This is a genomic window from Streptomyces capoamus, assembly GCF_014654935.1.
Taxonomy (GTDB): Bacteria; Actinomycetota; Actinomycetes; order Streptomycetales; family Streptomycetaceae; genus Streptomyces; species Streptomyces capoamus.
Window position 1 is genome coordinate 20,047 of sequence record NZ_BNBF01000029.1, and the last position, 1,805, is coordinate 21,851.

The window sequence follows — 1,805 nt, forward strand, 5'->3', positions numbered from 1 at the left end:
CTGATAGCCATCGTGGCCAACAGCTTCGCGACGAAGTGGATCGCCACCTCCACCGCGGACCCGGCCGGCGCCGACACCCTCGGGGCCACGGTGATAGCCCCGATCGTCGAGGAGTCCGCGAAGGCCGCCGCCGTACTGCTGGTCTTCCTCTTCCGCCGGCGGGACTTCTCCGGGCTCGTGGACGGGGTGGTGATCGCGGGGGTCACCGCCACCGGGTTCGCGTTCACCGAGAACATCCTCTACCTCGGTACCGCCTTCGGGACCGACCAGCTCACCGGCGACCGCGGCATCGCCTCCGTCACCGCCGCCACCTTCTTCGTGCGCATCGTGATGTCCCCGTTCGCGCACCCCTTGTTCACCGTGCTCACCGGCATCGGCTTCGGCATCGCCGCACCGGCGGCCGAGCGGCAGCACCTGCGCCGGGTCCTGCTGCCGGTCTGCGGTCTGCTGCTCGCGATGGGCATGCACGCCCTGTGGAACGGCTCCTCCACCTTGGGCGAGTACGGCTTCTTCGCCGTCTACGGCGGCTTCATGGTGCCCGCGTTCGCGCTGCTGACCTGGCTGGCGATCTGGACCCGGCAGCGCGAGCTGCGCACCGTGCGGGCGGAGCTGCCGGCGTACGTGCTGGCCGGGTGGCTCGGGCCGGCCGAGCCGTTCGCGCTCGGGTCGATGCGGGCGCGGCGGATGGCCCGGGACTACGCCCGGCACCACCACGGGCGCCCGGCGGCGCGGGAGGTCGCCCGGTACGAGGCGTACGCCACCTCGCTGGCCGTCCTGCGGCACCGGGGCCGGGCGGGAAAGGCCGGCGCCGACTTCGTCGTACGGGAGCGGGAGCTGCTGGACGAACTGTGGCGGCGCCGGCACGTGGTTCGGCCGGCCCTGGAGTACGCCGGCCGGGCCGCCGTCCCGGCGCCGGTGCGCTGGGGAGCGGTGCCGTACGGGTACCCGGCGGTGCCGTACGCCGCGTACAACCCGTACCGGACGTAGTCACCGGGCCGGGCCGCGGGTGCGGCACCGCCGGACGACGGCAGGCTCTGTCGTTTGGATCAGGCCGGCTGAAACGTGCGGCACCTTCCGTCGCCCCGACCAGGGCCCGCGACGCCGGGATGATCCAAACGACAGGGCCTAGGCGGAGGCCTCCGTCAGCCGGGCCAGCTCGGCGTCCGTCAGCGTCAGCCCGGCCACGCCGAGCAGCGCCGGCAGCTGTTCCACCGTCCGCGCCGAGGCGATCGGGGCGGTGATCGTGGGCTGGGCGGCGAGCCAGGCCAGGGCGACGGTGGCGACCGGCGCCCCGTGGGCGGCGGCGATCTCGTCCAGGGCCGCCAGCACCTGCCGGCCGCGCTCGGTGCCGGCGTACTTCTGGGCGCCGCCGGCGCGGGCGCTGTCGACGGTCGTACCGGGCCGGTACTTGCCGGTCAGGAAGCCCGAGGCGAGGGAGAAATAAGGGACGGCGGCCAGGCCCTCGCGGGCGGCGAGGTCCTGCAGCGGGCCCTCGTAGGTGTCCCGGGAGACCAGGTTGTAGTGCGGCTGGAGGGCGACGTAGCGGGCGAGGCCCTCGCGGTCGGAAAAGTCCAGGGAGGCCTGGAGGCGCTCGGGGGTGATGTTGGAGGCGCTCGGGGGTGATGTTGGAGGCGGCGATGTGCCGGACCTTGCCGGCCTTCACCAGCTCGTCCAGCGCGCCGATGATCTCCTCGACCGGCACCTCGGGCTTGTCGAAGTGGGTGTAGTAGAGGTCGATGTAGTCGGTGTCCAGCCGGCGCAGGGAGGCGTCGGCCGCGGCCTTGATGGTGGCGGCGGACAGCCCC

1 protein-coding gene and 1 pseudogene are annotated in these 1,805 nt (G+C 73.5%); one reads left to right on the top strand and one right to left on the bottom strand.

Annotated elements, in window-relative coordinates:
- Positions 1-987 (top strand): PrsW family intramembrane metalloprotease (locus IE312_RS32625; RefSeq protein WP_229900706.1); only part of this gene is annotated, 987 nt, incomplete at its 5' end.
- Between the two features lie 138 nt (positions 988-1,125).
- Here the strand turns inward: IE312_RS32625 and IE312_RS32630 are convergent.
- Positions 1,126-1,805: pseudogene (locus IE312_RS32630) on the bottom strand (aldo/keto reductase); the annotation flags it as partial.